The following is a 23,462-nucleotide window of genomic DNA, read 5'->3' on the forward strand; positions in this document are numbered from 1 at the left end:
AGGAAGGACAAGGAACGGGTGCCCGGCCGGTCGCGAGACCGGCCGGGCACCCTGCCCGAACGCACATGATCCGCTTCGTCGTGAGCCGTCTGATCGGCATGGTCCTCGTGCTGATCGTCGTGAGCATGGTGACGTTCCTGATCTTCCAGGCCGTCCCGCTGCTCGCGAAGTCGTCGCCCGTCTACTACTACATCGGCAAGGCGCCGGCGACCCCCGAGCTGCTGCAGTCCCTCACGCACCGGTTCGGCTTCGACCAGCCGCTGCCCGCGCAGTACTGGTCGTACCTCGCCGGCTTCTTCGGCAAGTCGGTCACCGACGGCACGAGCGCCGCGGTGCAGTGCCCGTTCCCGTGCTTCGGCTACTCGTTCCGCCGGAACGAGCTCGTCAGCACCCTGATCGGCCAGGCCCTGCCCGTCACGATCAGCCTCGCCGTCGGCGCGGCGATCCTGTGGCTGATCGGCGGCCTCACCGTCGGCACGCTGTCCGGCCTCAAGCCCGGCTCGCTGGTCGACCGCGCGGGCATGACCGGTGCGCTCGCGGCCGTCTCGCTGCCCATCTTCTTCACCGGCCCGGTCGCGCTGCTGATCTTCGTGTACACGCTCGGCTGGCTGCCCGACAACAACGGCTACGTCGACATCACGCAGAACCCGGTCGGCTGGTTCCTCAGCCTGCTGCTGCCGTGGATCTGCCTCGCGCTGCTGTTCGCCGCGCTCTACGCCCGGCTCACCCGGTCCAACGTGCTCGAGACGATGAACGAGGACTACATCCGCACCGCGCGGGCCAAGGGCCTCGACCGACGTACGATCGTCGTGAAGCACGGACTCCGTGCGGCCCTCACCCCGGTCGTCACGATCTTCGGCATCGACATCGGCGGCCTGATCGGCACCACGATCATCACCGAGACGGTCTTCAACCTCCGCGGGCTCGGCACGCTGTCGATCCAGGCGATCCGCGACCTGGACCTCCCGGTCCTGCTCGGGGTGACCGTCGTCGCGGCGTTCGCGCTCGTGATCGCCAACTTCATCGTCGACGTGCTGTACGGGTTCATCGACCCGCGCGTCTCCGTCTGACGCACCGCGACAGGAGCAACCCGATGGTCGACACCTCGCCGTCCGCCGCAGCCGTCCGCGACTTCGCGGACGAGCAGCCCTTCCTCGTCGTCGACGACCTGCGCGTCCACTTCCCGACCGACGACGGCCTCGTCAAGAGCGTCGACGGCCTCTCCTTCGAGCTGCGCCGCGGCGAGATCCTCGGCATCGTCGGCGAGTCCGGTTCGGGCAAGAGCGTCACCGCGCAGGCGATCCTCGGGCTCCACAAGGGCTCGCAGGCCAAGGTCACCGGGCGCATCCTGCTCGACGACCAGGACCTGGTGCCCCTGTCGGAGAACGAGATGCGCCGGGTCCGGGGCGACGAGGTCTCGATGATCTTCCAGGACCCGCTGTCGAGCCTGCACCCCTTCTACACGATCGGGAACCAGATCTCCGAGGCCTACCTCGTGCACCACAAGGTGTCGAAGAAGGAGGCCCGGCAGCGCACGATCGAGATGCTGCAGAAGGTCGGCATCCCGAACGCGGCCGGTCGCTACGACGACTACCCGCACCAGTTCTCGGGCGGCATGCGGCAGCGCGCGATGATCGCGATGGCGCTGATCTGCCAGCCGAAGCTGCTGATCGCGGACGAGCCGACGACCGCCCTCGACGTCACGGTCCAGGCGCAGATCCTCGAGCTGATCAAGGAGCTGCGCGACGAGCTGAACTCCGCCGTCATCATCATCACGCACGACCTCGGCGTCGTCGCGGAGACGTGCGACCAGGTCGTCGTGATGTACGGCGGCCAGTGCGTCGAGAAGGGCGCGGTCGACGACCTGTTCGCGCAGCCCGAGATGCCGTACACGTGGGGCCTGCTCGGCTCGATGCCGCGCATGGACCGGGTGCGGCAGGAGCGCCTCACCCCGATCCCCGGCTCGCCGCCCTCGCTGATCAACGTGCCGAAGGGCTGCGTCTTCAACCCGCGATGCCGGTTCTCGGACCGCGTCGAGGGCCGCCGCTGCTTCACGGAGCACCCGGACCTGCTGCCCACCACGAGCACGACGCACGAGGTGACGCGGCACGAGGTCCGCTGCCACATCCCGCCGGAGGAGCGGCAGCAGATCCTGCTGACCGAGATCCGGCCGACCCTCTGACCTGCGAAGGCCCACGATGACCAGCACCGCATCCCAGCCGGCCCCGGCCGCGACGACCCGGACGGGCGAGCCCCTCCTCGAGGTCCAGGGCGTCGAGAAGTACTTCCCCGGCCGCCGGACGGGCCTGCTCGGGCAGAAGGGCAACCCCGTCAAGGCGGTCGACGGCGTCTCCTTCTCCCTCGGGACGGGCGAGACGCTCGGCCTCGTCGGCGAGTCCGGCTGCGGCAAGTCCACGACCGGCCGGGCCGTCTCGAAGCTCATCGAGCCCACCGGTGGCACGGTGCGCTTCGAGGGCCGCGACGTCACGAACCTCTCGCCGCGGCAGATGCGGCCGCTGCGGCGCGAGCTGCAGATGATCTTCCAGGACCCGTACTCGTCCCTGAACCCGCGGCACACGATCGGCACGGTCATCGGCGCCCCCTTCGCGATCCAGGGCGAGCGACCGAAGGGCGGCACGAAGCGCGCGGTCCAGGGCCTGATGGAGCGCGTCGGCCTGAACCCGGAGCACTACAACCGGTACCCGCACGAGTTCTCGGGCGGTCAGCGCCAGCGCATCGGCATCGCCCGCGCGCTCGCGCTGCGGCCGAAGCTCATCGTCTGCGACGAGCCGGTCTCCGCGCTCGACGTGTCCGTCCAGGCGCAGGTCGTGAACCTGCTCGAGGACCTCCAGTCCGAGTTCGGCCTGGCCTACATCTTCATCGCGCACGACCTGTCGGTCGTCCGCCACATCTCCGACCGCGTCGCGGTGATGTACCTCGGCAAGATCATGGAGATCACCGACCGGGACACGCTGTACGAGGCGCCGATGCACCCGTACACGCACGCGCTGCTGTCCGCGGTGCCGGTCCCGGACCCGACCACGGAGGCGCGTCGGGAGAAGATCCTGCTCACCGGCGACCTCCCGAGCCCGTCGAACCCGCCGAGCGGCTGCGTGTTCCACACCCGCTGCCCGAAGTACAAGAACGAGCTGTCCGAGTCCGAGCGCGAGCACTGCCGCACGGTCGAGCCGGTGATCGAGGAGAAGCGGCCGGGCCAGAGCGTCTACTGCCACTTCCCGCAGGTGCGGTCCGACCTGATCGACGGCGAGCCCGGCCCGATCCGCACCACGAAGCCGAAGGCGGCGTGACCCGGCACGCCGTCCCCGGGCCGGTCCACCGCATGTGGACCACCCGGCACGAGCCCGTGCTCGAGGTCGCCGACGGCGACGTGATCGAGTTCGACGCGGAGGAGTGCAGCGCCGGTCAGCTGGCCGGCCACCGCAACGGCGACGTGCCGCCGCCCCTCGACTACGACCTGCTCTACCCGCTCGTCGGCCCGGTCGTGGTCGCGGGCGCCGAGCCGGGCGACGCGGTCGAGCTCGAGATCCTCGACTACCGGTCGGGGACGTGGGGCTGGACGAGCGTGCTGCCCGAGTTCGGCCTGCTCGAGGACGACTTCCCGGAGTACCACGTGCACCGGTGGGAGCTCGGGGACGGGGTCGCCGACTTCCAGGGCGCGGCCACGGTGCCGCTCCGGCCGTTCCTCGGCGTGATGGGCGCGACGCCCGACAGCGACGAGCCGCTCTCGCCGTTCCCGCCGGGCGCCTTCGGCGGCAACATCGACACGCGCGACCTCGTCGCGGGGACGAGCGTGTTCCTCCCCGTGTCGACGCCCGGCGCGCGCGTGATGCTCGGCGACCCGCACGCGGCGCAGGGCGACGGCGAGGTGTGCGGCGCCGCCATCGAGGCGAGCCTCTCCGGCGCGATCCGCGTCCGCCTGCACAGGGGGAGGACGATCCCCGCGCCGCAGTTCCGCACGGCGGGCCCGCTGCGCACGGGCATCGAGGACCGGGGGTACTTCGCGACGACCGGCGTGGCGCCCGACCTCATGCGCGCGTCGCAGGACGCGGTCCGCGCGATGATCGACCACCTGGTGCGCGAGACCGGCCTCTCGCCGCTCGACGCCTACGTGCTCTGCTCCGTCGTCGTCGACCTGAAGATCACCGAGGTCGTCGACCGGCCGAACTGGGTCGTGGCCGCCTACCTGCCGCGCTCCGTCCTGAGCTGACCCGCGGACGAACGGGTCAGTCGCCGCGGAGGCGGCTGAACAGCACGACGTCGTGGAAGGCGCCGGCGCGCCACTGCGCGTGCCGCAGCACGCCCTCGCGCGTGAAGCCGGCCTTCTCGAGCGCGCGCTGCTCCGCGACGTTCAGCACGTCCGTCGACGCCTCGAGGCGCTCGAAGCGCGTGTAGGCGAAGAGGTGCTCGGCGAGCAGGCGCTGCGCGACCGTGCCGTACCCGCGACCGCGGTGCTCCGCGAAGAGGCCGATGCCGACGTTCAGCGCGAAGCAGTTCGGCGGGGGACCGTGGAAGACGGGGACCCAGCCGACGTCGCCGACCATCCCCACGCCCTCCACGTCGACGACGAGGTTGCCGCTGTCCGCCCCGAGCATCCCGTCGCGGGCGAACTTCCTGCTCGCCCGGTCGGACGGCGCCCAGCCGAAGAAGTCGAGCGCGCCCGGCACCTGCGCCTCCGCGTCGAACCGCTGCGCGTCCTCCGCGCGGTAGGGACGAAGGCGCACCTCGGGCATGGCGGGACGCTACCGCGGCCCCCCTGGAACACCACCCGCCGGTACGATGTTGTGGTACCTGTGCGCCACGACGGCGCCGAACCGCGCAGCGCGCCCTCGTCACGATCGGGGCGCCGCGCGAGACCGCCCGATCCCGGGCCGCCGACCGAAAGGCATTCCATGGCGCACGCCACCCGCTCCGACCTGCGCAACGTCGCCATCGTCGCGCACGTCGACCACGGCAAGACCACCCTCGTCGACGCGATGCTGAAGCAGACGCACTCGTTCGCCGACCACGCCCACGTCGACGAGCGGGCGATGGACAGCAACGAGCTGGAGCGCGAGAAGGGCATCACGATCCTCGCGAAGAACACCGCGGTGATCTACAACGGCGTGCACGCCACCGACGGCCCCGTCACCATCAACGTGATCGACACCCCGGGCCACGCCGACTTCGGCGGCGAGGTCGAGCGCGGCCTGTCGATGGTCGACGGCGTCGTCCTGCTCGTCGACGCGTCGGAGGGGCCGCTGCCGCAGACCCGCTTCGTGCTGCGCAAGGCCCTCGAGGCCAAGCTCCCCGTCATCCTGCTCGTCAACAAGACGGACCGGCCCGACGCGCGCATCGACGAGGTCGTCGAGGAGTCGCACGACCTGCTCCTCGGCCTCGCGAGCGACCTCGCCGACGACGTGCCGGAGCTCGACCTCGACGCGATCCTCGACGTGCCCGTCGTCTACGCCTCCGGCCGCAACGGCGCCGCGAGCTGGAACAAGCCGGAGAACGGCGAGCTGCCGGACAACGGCGACCTCGAGCCGCTCTTCGACGCGATCCTGAAGCACATCCCCGCGCCGACCTACGACGACGAGCACCCGCTGCAGGCGCACGTCACGAACCTCGACGCCTCCCCGTTCCTCGGCCGCCTCGCGCTGCTGCGCATCTTCAACGGCACGCTGAAGAAGGGGCAGATCGTCGCCTGGGTGAAGGGCGACGGCTCCGTCGCGAACGTCAAGGTGACCGAGCTGCTCGCGACGCGCGCGCTCGAGCGGTACCCGACCGAGTCCGCCGCCGCGGGCGACATCGTCGCGGTCGCGGGCTTCCCGGACATCACGATCGGCGACACGCTCGCCGACCCGGAGGACGTGCGGCCGCTGCCGGCGATCCACGTCGACGACCCCGCCATCTCGATGCTCATCGGCACGAACACCTCCCCGCTCGCAGGCAAGGGCGGCAAGGGCCACAAGGTCACCGGCCGCCTCGTGAAGGACCGCCTCGACCGCGAGCTGATCGGCAACGTCTCGATCAAGGTCGTCGACGTGGGCCGGCCGGACGCCTGGGAGGTGCAGGGCCGCGGCGAGCTGGCGCTCGCGATCCTCGTCGAGCAGATGCGCCGCGAGGGCTACGAGCTCACCGTCGGCAAGCCGCAGGTGGTCACGAAGGAGATCGACGGCCACACGCACGAGCCGTTCGAGCACCTGACCATCGACGCGCCGGAGGAGCACCTCGGCGCGATCACGCAGCTGCTCGCCGCGCGCAAGGGCGTCATGACGACCATGGCGAACCACGGCACGGGCTGGGTCCGCATGGAGTTCCGGGTGCCGTCCCGCGGCCTCATCGGCTTCCGCACCGAGTTCCTCACGATCACCCGCGGCACCGGCATCGCCAACGCGATCTCGGACGGCTACGACCGCTGGGCTGGCGGCATCACCACCCGCGTCAACGGCTCGATGGTCGCGGACCGCCAGGGCGTCGTCACCCCGTTCGCGCTGCAGAACCTGCAGCAGCGCGGCGTCTTCTTCGTGAAGCCGGCCGACGAGGTCTACGAGGGCATGGTCGTCGGCGAGAACAGCCGTCAGGACGACATGGACGTCAACGTGACCAAGGAGAAGCAGCTCAACAACATCCGCTCGTCCACGGCGGACGAGCTGGAGCGCCTCACCCCGTCGCGGGAGCTGTCGCTCGAGGAGAGCCTCGAGTTCGCCCGCGAGGACGAGTGCGTCGAGGTCACGCCGAACGCGGTGCGGATCCGCAAGGTGGCGCTCGACGCGCACACCCGCGCCCGCAACGCGTCGCGGCTGAAGCGCCAGCTCGCGGACGCCTAGCCCGCGCGGGCTCCAGCGAGCCTCGAGACCATCCGCACCTGCGACGGTGCCGGTGGTCTCGAGGCTCGCTCCGCTCGCACCTCGACCAGCGGAGCGCCCCCTACTCCGTGAACAGCTCCTGGCCGATGTAGCGGCCGGGCCCCGGCGCGCGCGGGGTGAAGAAGACGCCCGAGCCGATGTGCTGGATGTACTCGTTCAGCCGGTCGACGCGGCCGAGCCGCGTCTGCAGCGCGATGAAGTGCTGCGGGTCGTTCACGTACGCGATGAACAGCAGGCCGGCGTCGAGCTGCCCGTAGCGGTTCAGCCCGTCCGTGTAGTTGTAGCCGCGGCGGAGGATCTTCACGCCGCCGTTGTTCTCGTGCGCCGCGAGCGCGACGTGGGACGTCACCGGGATGACGGGCGCGTCGCCGGACCGCTTCGCGAAGTCCGGGGCGTCGAACTCCTTCTTCCCGCCGAGCGGCGCACCGACCGCCTTCGTGCGCCCGAACACGTCCTGCTGGTCGCCGATGCCCGCCGCGTCCCAGGTCTCGATGTTCATCTGGATCTTGCGGACGATCTGGTAGCTGCCGCCGCGGGTCCACGGCTGGTCGTCGTCGACCCAGACGAAGCGGTCGAAGTCGGCGGCGTCCTTGATGTTCCGGGTGCCGTCCTTGAAGCCCATGAGGTTCCGCGGGGTCGACTGCCCCTTCCCGGCGGAGGCGCGGCCGAAGCCGAGCACGGTCCACCGGGTGGAGGCGACGCCCTGCGCCATCCGGACGAGGTCGCGGATCGCGTGGTAGGCGACCTGCGGGTCGTCCGCGCAGGCCTGGAGGCTGAGGTCGCCGCCCGAGAGGTCCGCCTGCAGCTGGTCGCTCGGCAGGTCGGGCAGGTCGGCGAGCAGCCTCGGCCGCTTCGCGGCGAGCCCGAAGCGGTCGTCGAACAGCTTCGGCCCGAAGCCGACCGTCACGGTGAGGGAGGCGGGGGAGAGGTCGTAGGCCTCGCCGGTGTCGAGGGCGACGGCGCTCGAGCCCTCCGGCTCCACCGCACCGATCGGCAGGCCCTTCATCATCTGCGCGATCGCGCCGGACCAGCGCGCGAGCAGCACCTGCAGGTCGGACGCGACCGGGGACGTCACGTCGAACGCCATGTAGACGGAGTAGCGCTGCTGCTCCGTCTCGATCCCCGCCTGGTGCCCCTGCCCGTAGAACGGGTGGCTGCGCGCGAGGTCGACGACCTCCGACGCGTCCTCCTCGCCGGCGTGCGCAGGGCGCGCGGCGCCGAAGGCCGCAGCGGTCCCGGCCCCCGCGGCGGCACCGGCGACGACGCCGCCGGCGATGCCCGCGATCAGCCCGCGGCGCGAGACCGGCGAGCGGCCCGCGTCAGCGGCCTCCTGCTCCTGCCCGGCCTCCTGCTCCAGATCGTCCGGCATTCAGGCGGTCGCCACTTTCTCGGCGATCTTCGACAGCGGCTCCTGCAGGCTCTGGACGAGCCGGCTGAGCGACGCCGCGTCCTTCTCGCGGACTGCGGGCGTGTAGAGGCGGTAGCCCCCGGCCTGGTCCGCGTCCCGGTACTGCTGCAGCGCGCCGAGCACCGCGGTGAACCGGTCCGCGACCTGCTTCGTCAGCGCCGGGTCGATCTTCGCGAGACCGGGCTGGAGGTTCGCGAACGCCTGCTGCGCGCCCTCCACGTTCGCGGCGAAGTCGACGAGATCGAGGTGGCTGTAGGTCTCCTCCTCACCCTTGATCTTCCCGGACTGGACCTCCTCGAGCAGGCCGGCGGCGCCGTTCGCGAGGTCCTCCGGCTTGTAGGAGAGGGTCTTCGCACGGGCCACGAGCCTCTCGACGTTCGCGGTGAGGTCGGCGGCGTAGCGCTTCGTCGTGGCCGTGATGCGGCCGCCCTGCCACAGGTCGCGCTCGACGGCGTGGAAGCCGCTCCACCCGACGGCGGGGTCGAGGTTGGAGGCGCGCATGTCGACGAGGTAGTCGAGGTTGCCCCGGTTGTCCGTGGGGTCGGCGCCGGGAAGGATGAAGCCCTCGACGTCGGACTCGACCTTCTCGTAGAAGGGCCGGGCGAGCGCGTACTGCCGCTTGGCGGCGGCGACGTCGCCCGAGTCGACGGCCTCCTGCAGGTTCCGCACCGCGGTCACCATGTCGCCGAGGGTGTTCTCGACGTAGCCGCCGTAGGTCTTCGTGCCCGCGGCGAGCAGCTGGGCGGCGTCGCTGCCGCTGCCGCTCGGGGCCTCGCCCGTGACCGTGAACGCGGTCGTCTCCGTCGCCGCGCCGGGGCAGACCACGGAGTAGGCGCCGCCGGTCAGCGTCGTGGTGAAGGACACGGCGGCGAGGCCGGGCGCGAGGTTCTCCTTCTCGCCGACGATGCGCTGGCCCTGCACGACCTCGACCTCGGTGATGCCCGTGGCGGACGTGTTCGACACCGTGAAGGTGATCGGGCCGGCCTTCGCCGTGGTGGCGGACACGCGGCACTCGTCGCCCGATGCGCCGGCGACGAGCTCGACGTCGACCCGGGACACGCCCTTCGACACCGGGGCGATCGTGCTCGCGCCCGTGGGGTCCGCGGCCTTCGACGCCGGCGCACCGCTCGCGCAGGCGGCGAGCAGGGCGACGACGGCGGGCGCGAGGACCGCGACGGCGGCGGTGCGGACGCGACGGTCACTTGACGGCATAGGGGGTGCTCCTCGTTCGCGGGGCGGGTCGGGGCGCCGCGACGACGGCCGCGGAACGGCGGCGGGCGCGGAGGGCGGCGAGGGCGACCGCGGCGGCGGCCACCAGGAGGGCGACGGGCACCTGCACGGCCCAGAGCGCGTGCTCGGGTCCGGCCGCGGCGCGGGCGGCGATCGTCGCGGCGGTGCGGGAGACGGCCGCGGAGGCGACCTGCCAGGTCGGCGCGGCGGGCGCGGCGGCGGCGCTGACGGCGAGCGTGCGGGAGGTGGTCAGCCCGCCGCCGGTGAGGGTCAGCACGGTGACGGCCGTCCGCCGGGCGTCGACGAGGACGCCGTCCGCGCTCCAGGCGGTGGTGGACGTCCTGGCGCTCCACGCGGCGGTGAAGGGGCCCGGGTCCTGCGCCGGGTTCAGCCCGACCGGCAGCCGGCCGCCCGCGACCCGCACGACGTCGGCGAGGGCGAGGGTGGCGGGTCCGTCGACCCGCGCCGAGCCGGACGCGGTCCGCTGCAGGGTCGGCAGGCCGGCGTGCCCGACGGCGGTCGCGGCGCCCAGGCGCACGTCCTCCGAGGCGCCGTCCGCACGGACGACCAGCGTCGACCCGGCGAGGTCGGCGGTGCCGCCGCCCGCGAGCGGTCGCGCGCCGGCGACCGGCTGCGGGGCCGCGGGCACGGCGAGGGCGAGGACCACGGCGGCGGCCGCGAGGGCCCCGGCGACGACCCACCGGACCCGCTGCGCGGCGGCCGCGTCGGGACGGCGCGCGGCGGGCCAGTAGACGACGAGCGCGACCGGCACGACGTAGGCGAGCCAGGCGACGACCTCGATGAGCCGGGGGTCGGAGGGGATGCCCAGCATGCCCGTGATCAGCGCGCCCTGGACCGAGCCGTTCGGGGCGAGCCAGCCGAGGTCCACGGTCGGCTGCTGCCCGGCGACGATCCAGCCCGCCTCGTGCGCCGTGCGGACCGCGGTGAGCACGAGGCCCGCGGCGACGAGGACGAGGAAGGCGCCGGTGATGCGGAAGAAGCGGCCGAGGTCGATGCGCACGCCGCCCGCGTAGATGCCGTACCCGATCCCGGCGGCGATCGCGATGCCGAGCAGGGCGCCCGCCGCGGCGAGCCCGGCGCTCTGGGCCGCGCGGAAGGTCGCCAGCAGGAAGACGCTGGTCTCGAACCCCTCCTTCAGCACGGCGAGGAACGCCATGCCGGCGAGCGCGAGCGCCCCGCCGTCGTGCAGGGCCGCGCCGGCGGAGGTCTCGAGCTCGCGCTTCATGCTCCGCGCGTGGCGGTTCATCCAGAACAGCATCGAGGTGACGAAGACCACGGCGACCGCGCCGATCACGGTCTCGAGCGCCTCCTGCTGCGCCTGCGGCAGCGCCGACTCCAGCGCCCAGAGCGCGACGCCGACGCCGACGCTCAGGAGCGCGGCGAGCCCGACGCCCGTCCACATCGCGCCGAGGCCGCGGCCGTTGCGCTTCAGGAAGGCGGCGACGATGCCGACGATGAGCGCGGCTTCGAGCCCCTCGCGCAGGCCGATGACCAGGGTGGCGAGCACGCGGCGTCCTTCCGGTCGGGCCAGGGGAGTGGGTGGGCCGGTCGCCCGCCGAAGAGGAAGGTTAGCCTGCCCTTAGTCCCATTGCGAGCGGCGGACGACGACCATCGGGGGATGGAGTCCGCGCCGTCCTCTCGCCGCGACCTCGCGGTCGGGCTGCCGGCGAGCGCGCTCGCCGGCCTCGTGGTCGGCACGATCGGCACCTTCAAGCACCAGGTCGGCGTCTCCGCCGCGACCGGCACGGGCGCGCCGATCGGCCTCGTGCTGGCGCTCGCGATGGTCGTCGCGTTCCTCGTGGCGCTGCGGCTCGCGTTCGCGACGCGCTGGTACGCGGGCGCCGCGGCGCTCGGGATCGTGACGGCGGTCGCGCTGCTCTCCCTCCCGGGGCAGAGCGGCGGCTCGACCGTGATCCTGCTGAACTTCGCGGGGGTGGTCTGGACGGTCGCGCCCGCCGTGCTCGCGGCGGCGGTCGTGGGCTGGCCGCGCGTGCGGCGGCGTCCGCCCGCCGCTCGGGACGCCGATGGGATACTGGACACCGGCTCGGGCGACCGGGCCGACGACGTGAGGACGACTGAGTGACGTACGTGATCGCGCTGCCGTGCGTGGACGTGAAGGACCGCGCCTGCATCGACGAGTGCCCGGTCGACTGCATCTACGAGGGCGACCGGATGCTCTACATCCAGCCCGACGAGTGCGTCGACTGCGGCGCCTGCGAGCCCGCGTGCCCCGTCGAGGCGATCTACTACGAGGACGACCTGCCCGAGCAGTGGGCGGACTACTACAAGGCCAACGTCGAGTTCTTCGACGAGGTCGGGTCGCCCGGCGGCGCGGCGAAGGTCGGCGTGATCCACAAGGACCACCCGGTCGTCTCCGCCCTGCCTCCCCAGGGCTGAGTTCCGGCCCCTCGGGCACCGCCCCGTAGGCTGTGGCGGTGACCGACGCCGATCGCGAGACCGCGACCCTGAAGCACCCGGGCGGTTCCGCCGAGTTCCCGATCCTGCCCGCCACCGCGGGGGCGTCGAGCATCGACATCAGCGGCCTGACCAGGGGCACCGGTCTCACGACGCTCGACAACGGCTTCGTCAACACGGCGTCGACGCGGTCCGCGATCACGTTCATCGACGGCGACCAGGGCATCCTGCGCTACCGCGGCTACCCGATCGCGGAGCTCGCCCAGGGCTCGACCTACCTCGAGGTCGCGTGGCTGCTCATCCACGGCGAGCTGCCGACCGAGAGCGAGCTCGCGGACTTCGACGCGCGCATCCGGCGGCACACCCTGCTGCACGAGGACATGCGCCGGTTCTTCGCGGCGCTGCCGCACACCGCGCACCCGATGACGGTGCTGTCCTCCGGGATCAGCGCGCTGTCCACGTACTACGAGGACAGCCTCTCCGTGCACGACCCGGAGCAGATCGAGGCGGCGACGATCCGCCTGCTCGCGAAGCTGCCGGTCATCGCGGCGTACGCGCACAAGAAGACGCTCGGCCAGGCGTTCCTCTACCCGGACAACTCGCTGTCGTTCGTCGACAACTTCCTCAAGCTGAACTTCGGCACGAACGCCGAGCCGTACGAGGTGGACCCGGTGCTGTCGAAGGCGCTGGAGCGGCTGCTGATCCTGCACGAGGACCACGAGCAGAACGCCTCCGCCTCCACGGTCCGCCTCGTCGGCTCGACGGAGGCGAACATGTTCGTCTCGGTCGCCGCGGGCATCGCGGCGCTCTCCGGGCCGCTGCACGGCGGCGCGAACGAGGCCGTGCTGACGATGCTCGCGAAGATCCGCGACTCCGGCGAGGGCGTCGAGAAGTTCGTGGAGCGGGTGAAGAAGAAGGAGGAGGGCGTCCGCCTGATGGGCTTCGGCCACCGGGTGTACAAGTCCTACGACCCCCGCGCGAAGCTCGTGAAGGAGAGCGCCGACGAGGTGCTCGACTCCCTCGGCGTCACCGACCCGCTGCTCGACCTCGCCCGCGAGCTGGAGCAGATCGCGCTCGAGGACGACTACTTCATCGAGCGCCGCCTGTACCCGAACGTCGACTTCTACACGGGCGTGCTCTACAAGGCGATGGGCTTCCCGGCGCGGATGTTCACGGTGCTGTTCGCGATCGGCCGGCTGCCCGGCTGGATCGCCCACTGGCGCGAGGCGAACGCGGACCCGACGACGAAGATCGGCCGCCCGCAGCAGCTCTACGTCGGCCCGACGGAGCGCCACCTCTCCCGCTGACCGCCGCCCCGGGCAGTTCCGGGCGCTTCCCGTCATCGCGGGCGCCTCTCCGCGCCCGGATCGACGGAAGGCGCCCGTCTTCCGGCGTCGGGTGGTCCGGAGGCGCGCATCGTTCCCTCCCCAGGGCCGGATCGGTGCGTCGCGGCCCGCTCGCCGCGATCCGACCCGGGCGGTCGGGTCCCGTCCGGCACCGTTCCCGGCATGGCGATCACCGGGCTCGATCAACTCGTCCTCTTCCGCGATTCCGATCAGCGGGCGCTCGGCGACCGGGCGCTGCAACGAGCCGTCCGCGCCGGTGAGCAGACCCGGCTCCGCAGCGGCGCGTACGTCCCGACGCGGGTCTGGGACGGGCTGCGCGCCGAGGAGCGGCGACGCCTCGAGGCCGCGGCGATGGCGGCGATGCATCCCGCGTTCGTCGCGAGCCACCGCTCAGCGGGAGCGCTCTGGCACCTGCCGAGCGTCCTGGCGCCCGACGGCCTCGTGCACGCGCGCGTGAGCGCCGCGGCGGGCAGCAGGACGGAGCACGGGGTCCGGAAGCACGCGGTGCACGACGTGGACCAGCACCTCGTCGTGCTCGACGGGATCACGGCGACCTCGCTCGAGCGGACGGCGCTCGACCTGGCGGCGACCCAGCCGTTCCACGAGGCCGTGGTCGCGATGGACGCGGCGCTGGCCCGCGGCGTCTCGAAGGAGCAGATGCGGCAGGTGCTGGACGAGTGGTCGCCGAAGCAGCACCGTGCTCGCATCGAGCGGGTGATCGCCTTCGCAGACCCGCTCTCCGGGTCGGCCGGCGAGTCGTGGTCCCGGGTCCAGATCGTGCAGGCCGGGCTTCCGGCGCCCGTCCTGCAGCAGCGGTTCTTCGACGGCCGCGGGTTCGTCGGCGAGACCGACTTCTGGTGGCCGGGCTGCAACCTCATCGGCGAGTTCGACGGCTTGAAGAAGTACCGCGAGGCCGAGCTGCTGGACGGGCGCACGCCCGGCCGGGTCGTGGAGGCCGAGAAGCTCCGCGAGGACCGCTTGCGGCGCACGGCGACGAGGCCGTCCGTCGAGCGATGGATCTGGGCGACGCTCCTGGTCCGCGGCGGCCTGGCGGCGCAGCTGCACGCCGCGGGCCTTCGCTGATTCCGGGCGAGTCCCGTCGATGCGGGCGAGAAGAGGCGCCCGGAACGACGGATCCCGCCCAGATTCGCGGGCGTCGGGGCGGGCGCTAGGCGTGGAGGGTCGGGTTCAGGGCGATGCCCGGGCCCGTGCGGGGGACCGCCTCCACCTCGCCCGTCAGGCTGTTCCGGCGGAAGAGCCACGCGTCCTCGCCCGACAGCTCGACCGCCTTCACGACGCGCGGCTCCTGGTCCGGCACGCGCAGGGTGAGCTTCGTGCCCGCGGTCAGGTAGAGGCCCGCCTCCACGACGCAGTCGTCGCCGACCGCGATGCCGAGGCCGGCGTTCGCGCCGAGCAGGCTGCGGCGGCCGATCGACACCCGCTGCGTGCCGCCGCCGGAGAGCGTCCCCATGATCGAGGCGCCGCCGCCGATGTCGGAGCCGTCGCCGACGACCACGCCCTGGCTGATCCGTCCTTCCACCATCGAGGTGCCGAGCGTGCCCGCGTTGAAGTTCACGAAGCCGGCGTGCATCACGACGGTGCCGGGCGCGAGGTGCGCGCCGAGCCGCACGCGGGCGCCGTCCGCGATCCGCACCCGGTCGGGCAGCACGTAGTCGGTGAGGCGGGGGAAGCGGTCGAGCCCCAGCACGGCGAGCCCGGCGCGGCGCAGCTGCGGCAGCCGCCGCGACGCGTCCGCGGGCAGCATCGGCCCGCGCGCGGTCCAGGCGTTGATCGGCAGGTGCGCCATCAGGCCCTCGAGCGAGATCGTGTTCGGCTCCACGACGAGGTGCGACAGCAGGTGGAGGCGGAGGTAGGCGTCCGCCGTCGAGGCGACCGGACCGTCGAGGTCGCTCTCGACCGTGACCGCCTCGAGGCGCACCCGGCGCAGGTCGTCGATGTGCTCCTGGTCCTCGAGCGCGGCGGGCGGGTCCGACTCGGGCGCGGCGCCGAGGGCGACGGCGGGGAACCAGACGTCGAGGACCGTGCCGTCCTTCGTCCTCGTCGCCAGGCCGTGTCCCCATGCCGTCCGCGCCGGATCGCTCATCCGACCAGGCTATCCAGCGACGGGGCCGCGCCGCCCGAGGGCCCTCGGTACGCTGGGCGGGTGCCCGGCCTGGACCTGACCGCCGACGCCGCCCTGCTGACGCAGGCGATCTGCGACGTCGAGAGCGTCTCGGGGAACGAGGCGCGGCTCGCCGACCTCGTCGAGGAGGCGGTGCGCGCCGTGCCCCACCTCGTCGTGCGCCGCTACGGCGACACGGTCGTCGCCCGTACGGAGCTCGGCCGCCCGACCCGGGTCGCCATCGCCGGGCACCTCGACACCGTGCCGGTCAACGCGAACCTGCCCACGCGGTTCGTGGAGGAGGACGGCGAGGCCGTCCTGGTCGGCCGCGGCACGGTCGACATGAAGGCCGGCGTCGCCGTGCAGCTGAAGCTCGCGGCCGAGGTCGCCGAGCCCGTCGTCGACATCACCTGGATCTGGTACGACCACGAGGAGGTGGGGGAGGACCTGAACGGCCTGAACCGCCTGCTCCGCGAGCACCCGGAGGAGCTCCGCGCCGACTTCGCGATCCTCGGCGAGCCGACCGTCGCCGGCATCGAGGGCGGCTGCAACGGCAACCTGCGCGCCGAGATCCGCACGACCGGCAGGCGGGCGCACTCGGCGCGGGGCTGGGTCGGCGTGAACGCCATCCACCTCGCCGCGCCGATCCTCGACCGCCTCGCGGCCTACGAGCCGCGGAGCGTGGAGGTCGACGGCCTCGTCTACCGCGAGGGCCTGAACGCGGTGACGATCCGCGGCGGCATCGCGGGCAACGTGATCCCGGACGAGTGCGTCGTGCAGGTCAACCACCGCTTCGCCCCCTCGCGCAGCCCGGAGGAGGCCGTGCAGCACGTCCGCGACGTGTTCGAGGGCTTCGAGGTGACGGTCGTCGACCTCGCCGCCGGCGCGCGACCCGGGCTCGACGTGCCCGTCGCGAAGGCGTTCGTCGAGGCGGTCGGCGCGGAGCCGCGCCCGAAGTACGGCTGGACCGACGTCGCGCGCTTCTCCGGGCTCGGCGTCCCCGCCGTGAACTACGGCCCCGGCGACCCGCTGCTCGCCCACGCCGACGACGAGCGGGTGCCGGTCGCGCAGATCCACGCCGTCGAGGCGGGCCTGCGGGCCTGGCTCACCGGCGCATGACCGCGACCGCGGCGCCGACGCCGACGACCGCGGTCCCCTCCCGTCCCCGCCTGCCCTGGTGGGCAGCGGCGCTCGCGATCTTCGCCGCGTCGCGCGTGCTGACCACGCTGCTGCTCCTCTGGGTGCAGACGCAGGCGACGCCCCGCTCCCGCGCCGGCGCGCACCCGAGCCTGCTCGACCTCGCGTCGGCCTGGGACGGCCAGTGGTACTGGTTCATCGCCGAGAACGGCTACCCGTCGGTCCTGCCGCTCGGCGACGACGGCTCGGTGGCGACGAACCAGTGGGCCTTCCTGCCCGTCTACCCCTACCTGTCGAAGGCGCTGACGTTCGGCGTGCTCGACTGGCGGATCCCGGCCCTCGCCGTCAGCGTCGCCGCCGGCTTCGCCGCCGCGGTGCTGCTCGGCGCGCTGCTGCTGCCGCACGTCGGCCGGAGCCGCGCCCTGTTCGCGGTCGCGCTGTTCTCCTGCTCGCCGCTCGCGTTCATGTTCCAGACGACCTACGCCGAGCCGCTCGGGCTCGCGCTGCTGCTCGGCGCCCTGCTGCTGATCGACCGGCGCCGCCACCTCCTTGCGGTGCCCGTCGCCCTCGTGCTCGCCTTCACGCGACCGGGGATCCTCGCGCTCGCGCTGGCGGTCGGGCTGCAGGTCGTGGTCCGCCTCGTGCGCGCCCGGCGCGGCGGACCGCCGCTGCCGGGCCGCGAGCTCGCGGGCGCCGCCGTCCTCGCGGCGGTCTGCGCCGCCGCGGGGTTCGCGTGGAGCGGCATCGCGGCGGCCGTCACCGGCCGGCCGGACGCGTACTTCGCGACGGAGGCGGCGTGGCGGGCGCTGTGGATGCCGGAGGCGTCGATCACCTTCGTCGAGCCGTGGTTCTTCGCGGCCGACTTCTGGGCGACGCGCCTGGTCGGTGCGGGACCCGCGGCATGGATCGGGCCGCTCGCCGTGGTCGTCCTCGTCGCCCTGTTCGGGCTCGCCCTGCTCACGCCGCCGGTGCGCCGGCTGGGGTCCACCATCCGGCTGTGGGCGCTCTCCTACGCGCTCTACCTGCTCGCGGTGTTCTTCCCGCAGTCGAGCGTGTTCCGCCTGCTCATGCCGATGGCGCCGCTGGCCGGCGCGATCACGCCGAGGGCCCTGCCGGCCCGGGTCGCGGTGCTCGTCGTGGCCGCCGTGCTGCAGGGAGTGTGGCTGTGGACCTGCTACGGGCCCGTCCAGGACTACTGGACCGTGCCCTGATCAGGCACTCGGGGGACCGCGGTTTGGGAGTGGCGCCTGCGAGTGGGATAATGGTCTTCGACTTCACCAGAGGAAGGTGTCTCGCATGGCGGCGATGAAACCACGCACGGGCGACGGGCCCATGGAAGCCGTCAAGGAGGGCCGCCTCATCATCGTGCGCGTCCCTCTCGAGGGCGGCGGACGGCTCGTGGTCTCCGTGAACGACGCGGAGGCGACCGAGCTGCGCGACGCGCTCTCGGCAGCCATCGGCTGAGCCCGAAGCGGATCAGAGCGGGCGCCGCGCGAGCGGCGCCCGCTCACTCTGCGCGGTCGGCCGGGCGTCGGACGAGGTGCAGCAGGCCGTCGCCGACGATCGACAGGCCGGCGAGCACGTCGTCGCGCTCGCGCACGGCCGTGAGCAGCCGACGGTAGACGACGGTCGCGGGATCCCGCCGAGCGGGGTTCGCCACCCGTCCGCGCTGCAGCACGTGCGCGACGAGCACGGAACCGCCCGGGCGGACGAGGCGCAGCGCGCTGTCCACGTACTGCTCCACGGGCTCCCAGTCGGCGTCGACGAACACCAGGTCGTACGCCTGCTCGTTCATGCGCGGCAGCACGTCGGCCGCGCGACCCGTGATCAGGCGCGTGCGGCGCGGGCTGTGCCCTGCCGCCTGGAAGACCGAGCGCGCGACCTGGTGGTGGTCGAGGTCGCTGTCGATCGTCGTCAGCACCGCCTCCGGCGCGCCCTTCAGCAGGCTGAGCCCCGACACGCCGGTGCCCGTCCCGATCTCGATCATCGCGCCGGCCGGCGACGCGGATGCCGCCAGCGCCAGCGCGGCGCCCACCGCGGGCGAGACCGGCTCGATCCCGAAGCGGTGGGCGGCCTCCCGGGCCGACCCCGTCGTCTCGTCCTCGGGCACGAATGCGTCGGCGAAGGCCCAGCCGGCGGCGATCTCTGCCATCCGGCCAAGCCTATGGTCCCTCCGGCGGCGTTCTCGATCTACGCTGGCCCGATGGGACTGGGGTTCGAGAAGCTCGTGGTGATCGCGGTCATCGCGCTCTTCCTCGTCGGCCCCGAGAAGCTGCCGGACTACGCGGCGAGGCTGGCGCGCTTCGTCCGGGCCGCTCGGCGGATGCTCGACGACGCGAAGGACCGCGTGCGCGAGGAGCTCGGGCCCGACTTCGACGAGGAGGAGTGGCGCAAGCTCGATCCGCGCCAGTACGACCCGCGCCGCATCATCCGGGACGCGCTCCTCGAGCCGCCGGAGCCGCGTCGGGCCGACCCGGAGCCGGAGCCGGAGGCGGACCTCGACGCCGAGCCGCAGCCGGTCCGCCGCGCGAGCGGTCCCCGCGCGCTGGCCGCCTACGACGACGAGGCGACCTGATCCTCACGCCGTGAGGTCGGCCGCGATGGTCCGCAGCGCGTCGAGGACGACGCGCACGCTGGGCCGCTCGACGGTCTCCCGTCGCAGCAGCGCGGCGATCCGCCGGGCCGGCGCGAGCTGCGCGAGCGGGCGCAGGACGACGCCCGAGCCCGGCGCGCCGGACGTGAAGCGCGGCAGCAGCGCGACGCCCTCGCCGGCGGCGACGAGCGACTCCGTCACGCGGGTGTCCGAGAACCGCTGGACGACGCGCAGCGGCGAGCCGGCGACGCGCTCGACCTCCCGCAGCAGCCGCTCGTAGGGGAAGTCCGCCGGCACGCCGATCCAGGGCTCGCCCGCGACGTCCGCCGGCGTCACCGCGTCCCGTCCGGCGAGCGGGTGGCCGACGGGGAGCGCGACGTCGAGCGGCTCGTCGAGCAGGTGCACGGCGACGATGTCGCGGTCGCCCCAGCCGCTCGCGGGCCCCACCGCGAGGGCGAGCACGACGTCGAAGTCCGGGACGAGCCGTGCGAAGTCGGCGTGGACGGGGTCGACGTCGGTCGCGACGACCTCGAGCCCGGGCACCGCGCGCACGGCGCCGAGCAGGCGGGGGAGGAACATGCTGCCGCCCGTGGGGAACAGGGCGAGGTCGACGCGGCCCTCGGGGCTCGCGAGGTAGGTGCGCCAGGTCTCCTCCGCGTGCGCGATCGCGACGGCGACGTCGGCGGCGGCGCGGGCGAGCGCCTCGCCCGCGGGCGTCAGGACGAGGCCCCGGCCCGACCGCTCGGTCAACGGGGCGCCGACCTCCCGCTCGAGCGTCTTCAGCTGCTGCGACACGGCGGAGGGGGTCCGGTGCGTGGCGCGCGCGACGGCGGTCACCGTGCCGCGCAGCTGCAGCTCCCGCAGCACCTCGAGCCGTCGGACGTCCATGCCCGCAGCGTACCGATCGTGTAGTCCTACTGAAAGCCCCGTGAAGAAAGCGGTGCTGGTGCTACACCGTCACCCGGCGGTTGAATGTGGGTGAGCGGTTCCCGGCGCCTCCCGCGCCCGAGGTCCCACGACGTCCGTGGGCGCCCTCCCGCTCCGGCTCCCGGCCGTGCCGGGGCGCCGATCCCGCCCGCCTCTGGAAGGAAGACCCCGAATGACCGTGCTCCTCGTCGCCATCGCCGCCCTCGGCCTCGCCGGCATCGGCGGCACCGTGCACCTCGTGCGCACGGACGGCTACCGCGCGGTGCCCACGCGCCGCTTCTGAGCCCGACCGGCCTCAGACGCCGAGCGGCAGCCGCCGCCCGCTGAGGTCCCGGCCGATCCCCGCGACCGCCGCCGCGAGCGCCTCGAGCGCCGCGGCGGCGTCGTCGTCCCCGGGCTCGGCGACGATCGGCGTCCCGGCGTCGCCGGCGCGGCGGAGCGCGGCGGACAGCGGCACCTGCGCGAGCAGCGGCACGCCGAGCCGCGCCGCGACCGCCTCGCCGCCGCCCGAGCCGAACAGGTCGAGGACCCCGCCGTCGGGCAGCCGGGCCGGCGCCATCGTCTCGACCACGCCGATGAGCCGCTGCCCGAGCTTCCTGGCCACGAGCCCGGAGCGCACGGCGACGTCCGCGGCCGCGGGCTGCGGCGTCGTCACGACGAGCACCTCGGCGTGGGGGAGCAGCTGACCGAGCGAGATCGCGACGTCGCCGGTGCCCGGCGGGGTGTCGAGCAGCAGCACGTCGAGCGCGCCGAAGTGCGTGTCCGTGAGGAACTGGTTCAGCGTGCGGTGCAGCATCGGGCCGCGCCAGGCGACCGCGCCGTCCCGCTCGCCGGGCGGGAGGAACATCCCGATCGACACGGCCTTCACGCCGTGCGCCACCGGCGGCACGATCAGCCCGTCGAGGTCGACCGGGCTCGTCTCCGGCGGGATGCCGAGCAGGCCGGGGATCGAGAAGCCGTGCACGTCCGCGTCGAGCACGCCGACGGCGAGGCCGCGGCGGGCGAGGGCGACGGCGAGGTTCGCGGTGACCGTCGACTTCCCGACGCCGCCCTTGCCGCTCGTGACGGCGACGACGCGGGTGAGCGAGTCGGGACCGAAGGGGTTCCGCCGCTCGCCGCGGAGGCGCTCGGCCAGCGCGGCCCGGCGCTCCGGCGCCATCACGCCGAGGTGCACCGCGACCTCCCGCACGCCCTCGACGCCCTCGGCGGCGCGGCGCACGTCCTGCTCGATGCGGTCCGCGGCCGGGCAGCCGACGACGGTCAGGCTGAGCCGCACGTCGGCGACGCCGTCGAGGAGCTCGACGGAGTCGAGCATGTCGAGCTCGGCGATCGGGCGCCGGATCTCCGGGTCCCGGACGGCGCCGACCGCCGCCAGCACCGCCTCCGACGACGCGGTCACGGCCGCGCGGCCCTGCGGTCGGGCTCGCGGCGCGGCTCGTCCTGCTCCTCGGCCGAGGCCGCTTCGGCCTCGCGCGCGACCTCGCGGCGGTCGAGCTCCTCGAGCAGCGCCTTCAGCTCGGAGCGCACGAAGTCCTGCGACGCCATGTCGCGCACGAGCAGCCGCAGCGCGACGATCTCGCGCGCGAGGTACTCGGTGTCGTCGAGGTTCCGCTCCGCCCGCTGCCGGTCCTGCTCCACCTGCACGCGGTCGCGGTCGTCCTGCCGGTTCTGCGCGAGCAGGATCAGCGGGGCGGCGTAGGAGGCCTGCAGGGACAGGATCAGCGTCATCACCGCGAAGCCGTTGCTGACCGGGTCGAACTGCGCCTGCTCGGGGGCGAGCGCGTTCCAGATCAGCCAGATCGCGACGAACACGGTGAGCCCGATGAGGAACGCCGAGGTGCCCATCGCACGGGCGAACGACTCCGAGAAGCGGCCGAGCACGTCGCGTCCCGTGGGGCGACGGCGACCGCGGGGGAGGCCCTTCGGCGCCTCCAGCGGGTCGACGTCCCGCCGGGCGCGGCGGCTACCGGGCGCGGCCACGGGGGCTCCTCCTCGAGGGCACGCGCTGCGGGACCGTCGTGACGGCGGAGGTGTCGGTGCTCACCCTGGGCGCCGGCCGCTCGTCCGCGTCGTCGTCGTCCTCCGCGTCGGTCGAGCGCCAGTCGTCGGGCAGCAGGCGGTCGAGCACGTCGTCGACCGTGACCACGCCGACCAGCCGGTGGTTCTCGTCGACGACCGGCACCTGCACCAGGTTGTAGGTGGCGAGGATGCGCGACACCTCCGCGGCGGACGCGGTCGCGCGCACCGGCTCCGTCTGGGTGTCGAGGATGCTGCCGAGCCGCTCGTGCGGCGGGTAGCGCAGCATCCGCTGGAAGTGCACGATGCCGAGGAAGCGGCCCGTCGGCGGCTCGTAGGGCGGCTGGGTGACGCACACCGCCGCGCCGAGCGCCGGCGCGAGCTCGTGGCGGCGGATCAGCGCGAGCCCCTCCGCGACCGTCGCGTCCGCGGACAGGATGATCGGGTCGGGCGTCATCATGCCGCCCGCGGTGTCGGGGTCGTACGCGAGGAGCATGCGGACGTCGTCCGCCTCCTCCGACTCCATCAGGTCGAGCAGCGCCTCGCTGCGGGCGTCGGGCAGCTTCGCGATGAGGTCGGCCGCGTCGTCGGGCTGCATGGTCTCGAGGACGTCGGCCGCGCGGTCGTCGCCGAGCCGGGCGAGGATCTTCACGCCGGACTCCTCCGGCATCTCCTCGAGCACGTCGGCGAGGCGCTCGTCGGTGAGCTCGTCGGCGACCTCGAGCATCCGCTGCTCGGGCAGGTCCAGCAGCGTCGACGCGAGGTCGGCGGCCGGCAGGTCCGCGGTGGACTGGATGAGCTGCGCCGCGGACTGGCTGCGGCCGCCGCGGTCCTGCTCGCGGATGTCGCCCCACTTCACGAACGCGGTCGCACCGCGGCCGAAGGGCGCCGGGCCGGTGCGGGGGCGCCGCACGAAGACCTGGCCCACCTCCCACTCGGCGGGCCCGACCTGCTCGATCGCGACGTCCTCGACGGTCGCCTCGCCCGAGCCGTCGGTGAGGGACACCCGGCGGCCGAGGATCTCGGCGACGACGCGGACCTCGCTCGCCCGCTGCTCGAAGCGGCGGACGCTGATCAGGCCGGTCGTGATGACCTGGCCGGCGCCGATCGACACGACCCGGCCGATGGAGAGGAACACCCTCCGGCGGCCGGGGATCTCGATGACCATGCCGACGACGCGGGGGGAGGCGGAGCGGCGGTAGACGACCACGACGTCGCGCACGCGGCCGATCCGGTCGCCCTGGCGGTCGAAGACGGCGCATCCGGCCAGCCTGGCCACGAAGATGCGCGTCGTGCTCACGGTCCAAGGGTAGGCCGCCGAGGCCGGACGGCCCACCGGATCCGGGGAGTCCGCTCATGGGCGCCTGCAAGCAGCCCGTAT

Annotated in this window: 23 protein-coding genes; 13 read left to right on the plus strand and 10 right to left on the minus strand. The window is 73.4% G+C overall.

Annotation, left to right across the window (positions count from 1 at the left end; translation table 11 throughout):
* The first annotated feature begins 65 nt into the window (after window positions 1-65).
* From D1781_RS05950 to D1781_RS05965, 4 genes are read left to right on the plus strand one after another with little or no spacing between them, the layout of a single operon-like run.
* Entirely contained in the window at window positions 66-1,070 is a 1,005-nt protein-coding gene (locus D1781_RS05950; RefSeq protein WP_119481287.1) for an ABC transporter permease, read from the plus strand.
* Window positions 1,071-1,093: 23 nt separating this feature from the next.
* A complete protein-coding gene (locus tag D1781_RS05955) occupies window positions 1,094-2,182 on the plus strand; it encodes an ABC transporter ATP-binding protein (RefSeq protein ID WP_119481288.1) in 1,089 nt (362 codons plus the stop codon).
* A 16-nt stretch (window positions 2,183-2,198) separates the two neighbouring features.
* The gene (locus D1781_RS05960) at window positions 2,199-3,308 is read left to right on the plus strand and encodes an ABC transporter ATP-binding protein (protein WP_119481289.1); all 1,110 of its coding nucleotides are present in this window, start codon (window positions 2,199-2,201) and stop codon (window positions 3,306-3,308) included.
* Complete coding sequence (locus D1781_RS05965) at window positions 3,305-4,228, plus strand: acetamidase/formamidase family protein (RefSeq protein WP_119481290.1); 924 nt, start codon at window positions 3,305-3,307, stop codon at window positions 4,226-4,228. Before D1781_RS05960 ends, D1781_RS05965 begins: the two co-directional genes overlap by 4 nt.
* 16 nt (window positions 4,229-4,244) lie before the next feature.
* Here the strand turns inward: D1781_RS05965 and D1781_RS05970 are convergent, their stop codons facing one another.
* Window positions 4,245-4,751, minus strand: a complete 507-nt coding sequence (locus D1781_RS05970; protein WP_119481291.1) for a GNAT family N-acetyltransferase — start codon at window positions 4,749-4,751, stop codon at window positions 4,245-4,247.
* A gap of 159 nt (window positions 4,752-4,910) precedes the next feature.
* On the opposite strand from D1781_RS05970, the gene typA reads away from it, so the two are divergent.
* Complete coding sequence (gene typA, locus D1781_RS05975; protein ID WP_119481292.1) at window positions 4,911-6,827, plus strand: translational GTPase TypA; 1,917 nt, start codon at window positions 4,911-4,913, stop codon at window positions 6,825-6,827.
* A gap of 100 nt (window positions 6,828-6,927) precedes the next feature.
* Here typA and efeB read toward each other — a convergent pair whose 3' ends face one another.
* From efeB to efeU, 3 genes are read right to left on the minus strand one after another with little or no spacing between them, the layout of a single operon-like run.
* On the minus strand, window positions 6,928-8,235 hold the full coding sequence (efeB, locus tag D1781_RS05980; protein ID WP_119481293.1) for an iron uptake transporter deferrochelatase/peroxidase subunit: 1,308 nt from the start codon (window positions 8,233-8,235) through the stop codon (window positions 6,928-6,930).
* Window positions 8,236-9,486, minus strand: a complete 1,251-nt coding sequence (gene efeO / locus D1781_RS05985) for an iron uptake system protein EfeO (RefSeq protein WP_119481294.1) — start codon at window positions 9,484-9,486, stop codon at window positions 8,236-8,238.
* Window positions 9,473-11,032, minus strand: coding sequence for an iron uptake transporter permease EfeU (efeU, locus tag D1781_RS05990; RefSeq protein WP_119481295.1), 1,560 nt, complete (start codon window positions 11,030-11,032; stop codon window positions 9,473-9,475). Before efeU ends, efeO begins: the two co-directional genes overlap by 14 nt.
* Before the next feature lie 111 nt (window positions 11,033-11,143).
* On the opposite strand from efeU, the gene D1781_RS05995 reads away from it, so the two are divergent.
* The 4 genes from D1781_RS05995 (at window position 11,144) to D1781_RS06010 (ending at window position 14,369) form a co-directional block, all read left to right on the plus strand.
* The gene (locus D1781_RS05995) at window positions 11,144-11,608 is read left to right on the plus strand and encodes a hypothetical protein (protein ID WP_119481296.1); all 465 of its coding nucleotides are present in this window, start codon (window positions 11,144-11,146) and stop codon (window positions 11,606-11,608) included.
* Window positions 11,605-11,922, plus strand: coding sequence for a ferredoxin (gene fdxA / locus D1781_RS06000; RefSeq protein WP_119481297.1), 318 nt, complete (start codon window positions 11,605-11,607; stop codon window positions 11,920-11,922). The genes D1781_RS05995 and fdxA overlap by 4 nt, the downstream gene beginning before the upstream one ends.
* A 38-nt stretch (window positions 11,923-11,960) precedes the next feature.
* Window positions 11,961-13,247: a citrate synthase gene (locus tag D1781_RS06005; protein WP_119481298.1), complete on the plus strand. Its 1,287-nt coding sequence runs from the start codon at window positions 11,961-11,963 to the stop codon at window positions 13,245-13,247.
* 201 nt (window positions 13,248-13,448) lie between these two features.
* Window positions 13,449-14,369, plus strand: coding sequence for a hypothetical protein (locus D1781_RS06010; protein WP_119481299.1), 921 nt, complete (start codon window positions 13,449-13,451; stop codon window positions 14,367-14,369).
* An 85-nt stretch (window positions 14,370-14,454) separates the two neighbouring features.
* On the opposite strand, the gene dapD is transcribed toward D1781_RS06010, so the two are convergent.
* Window positions 14,455-15,390 (minus strand): 2,3,4,5-tetrahydropyridine-2,6-dicarboxylate N-succinyltransferase, encoded by a 936-nt coding sequence (dapD, locus tag D1781_RS06015; RefSeq protein ID WP_119481300.1) that lies wholly within the window; start codon window positions 15,388-15,390, stop codon window positions 14,455-14,457.
* A 60-nt stretch (window positions 15,391-15,450) separates the two neighbouring features.
* On the opposite strand from dapD, the gene dapE reads away from it, so the two are divergent.
* The 3 genes from dapE (at window position 15,451) to D1781_RS06030 (ending at window position 18,009) form a co-directional block, all read left to right on the plus strand.
* Window positions 15,451-16,527 (plus strand): succinyl-diaminopimelate desuccinylase, encoded by a 1,077-nt coding sequence (gene dapE, locus D1781_RS06020; protein WP_119481301.1) that lies wholly within the window; start codon window positions 15,451-15,453, stop codon window positions 16,525-16,527.
* Window positions 16,524-17,756 carry a hypothetical protein gene (locus tag D1781_RS06025; RefSeq protein WP_119481302.1) on the plus strand — a complete coding sequence of 411 codons (1,233 nt, stop codon included), beginning with the start codon at window positions 16,524-16,526 and terminating at the stop codon, window positions 17,754-17,756. Before dapE ends, D1781_RS06025 begins: the two co-directional genes overlap by 4 nt.
* Before the next feature lie 85 nt (window positions 17,757-17,841).
* Complete coding sequence (locus D1781_RS06030; protein ID WP_119481303.1) at window positions 17,842-18,009, plus strand: DUF3117 domain-containing protein; 168 nt, start codon at window positions 17,842-17,844, stop codon at window positions 18,007-18,009.
* Window positions 18,010-18,052: 43 nt separating this feature from the next.
* Here D1781_RS06030 and D1781_RS06035 read toward each other — a convergent pair whose 3' ends face one another.
* Window positions 18,053-18,697, minus strand: a complete 645-nt coding sequence (locus D1781_RS06035; RefSeq protein ID WP_119481304.1) for an O-methyltransferase — start codon at window positions 18,695-18,697, stop codon at window positions 18,053-18,055.
* A 51-nt stretch (window positions 18,698-18,748) separates the two neighbouring features.
* On the opposite strand from D1781_RS06035, the gene D1781_RS06040 reads away from it, so the two are divergent.
* Entirely contained in the window at window positions 18,749-19,120 is a 372-nt protein-coding gene (locus D1781_RS06040; RefSeq protein WP_119481305.1) for a twin-arginine translocase TatA/TatE family subunit, read from the plus strand.
* Between the two features lie 3 nt (window positions 19,121-19,123).
* Here the strand turns inward: D1781_RS06040 and D1781_RS06045 are convergent, their stop codons facing one another.
* The 4 genes from D1781_RS06045 to D1781_RS06060 all read right to left on the minus strand — a co-directional run bounded on the left by D1781_RS06045 (window position 19,124) and on the right by D1781_RS06060 (window position 23,381).
* Entirely contained in the window at window positions 19,124-20,026 is a 903-nt protein-coding gene (locus D1781_RS06045) for a LysR family transcriptional regulator (RefSeq protein ID WP_119481306.1), read from the minus strand.
* Window positions 20,027-20,360: 334 nt separating this feature from the next.
* Window positions 20,361-21,464, minus strand: coding sequence for an Mrp/NBP35 family ATP-binding protein (locus D1781_RS06050; RefSeq protein ID WP_119481307.1), 1,104 nt, complete (start codon window positions 21,462-21,464; stop codon window positions 20,361-20,363).
* A complete protein-coding gene (locus tag D1781_RS06055; RefSeq protein ID WP_119481308.1) occupies window positions 21,461-22,045 on the minus strand; it encodes a DUF1003 domain-containing protein in 585 nt (194 codons plus the stop codon). The genes D1781_RS06050 and D1781_RS06055 overlap by 4 nt, the downstream gene beginning before the upstream one ends.
* On the minus strand, window positions 22,029-23,381 hold the full coding sequence (locus tag D1781_RS06060) for a magnesium transporter MgtE N-terminal domain-containing protein (RefSeq protein WP_119481771.1): 1,353 nt from the start codon (window positions 23,379-23,381) through the stop codon (window positions 22,029-22,031). Before D1781_RS06060 ends, D1781_RS06055 begins: the two co-directional genes overlap by 17 nt.
* Window positions 23,382-23,462 lie beyond the last annotated feature (81 nt).

Origin of the sequence: Amnibacterium setariae (assembly GCF_003581425.1) — a bacterium.
Lineage (GTDB): Bacteria > Actinomycetota > Actinomycetes > Actinomycetales > Microbacteriaceae > Amnibacterium > Amnibacterium setariae.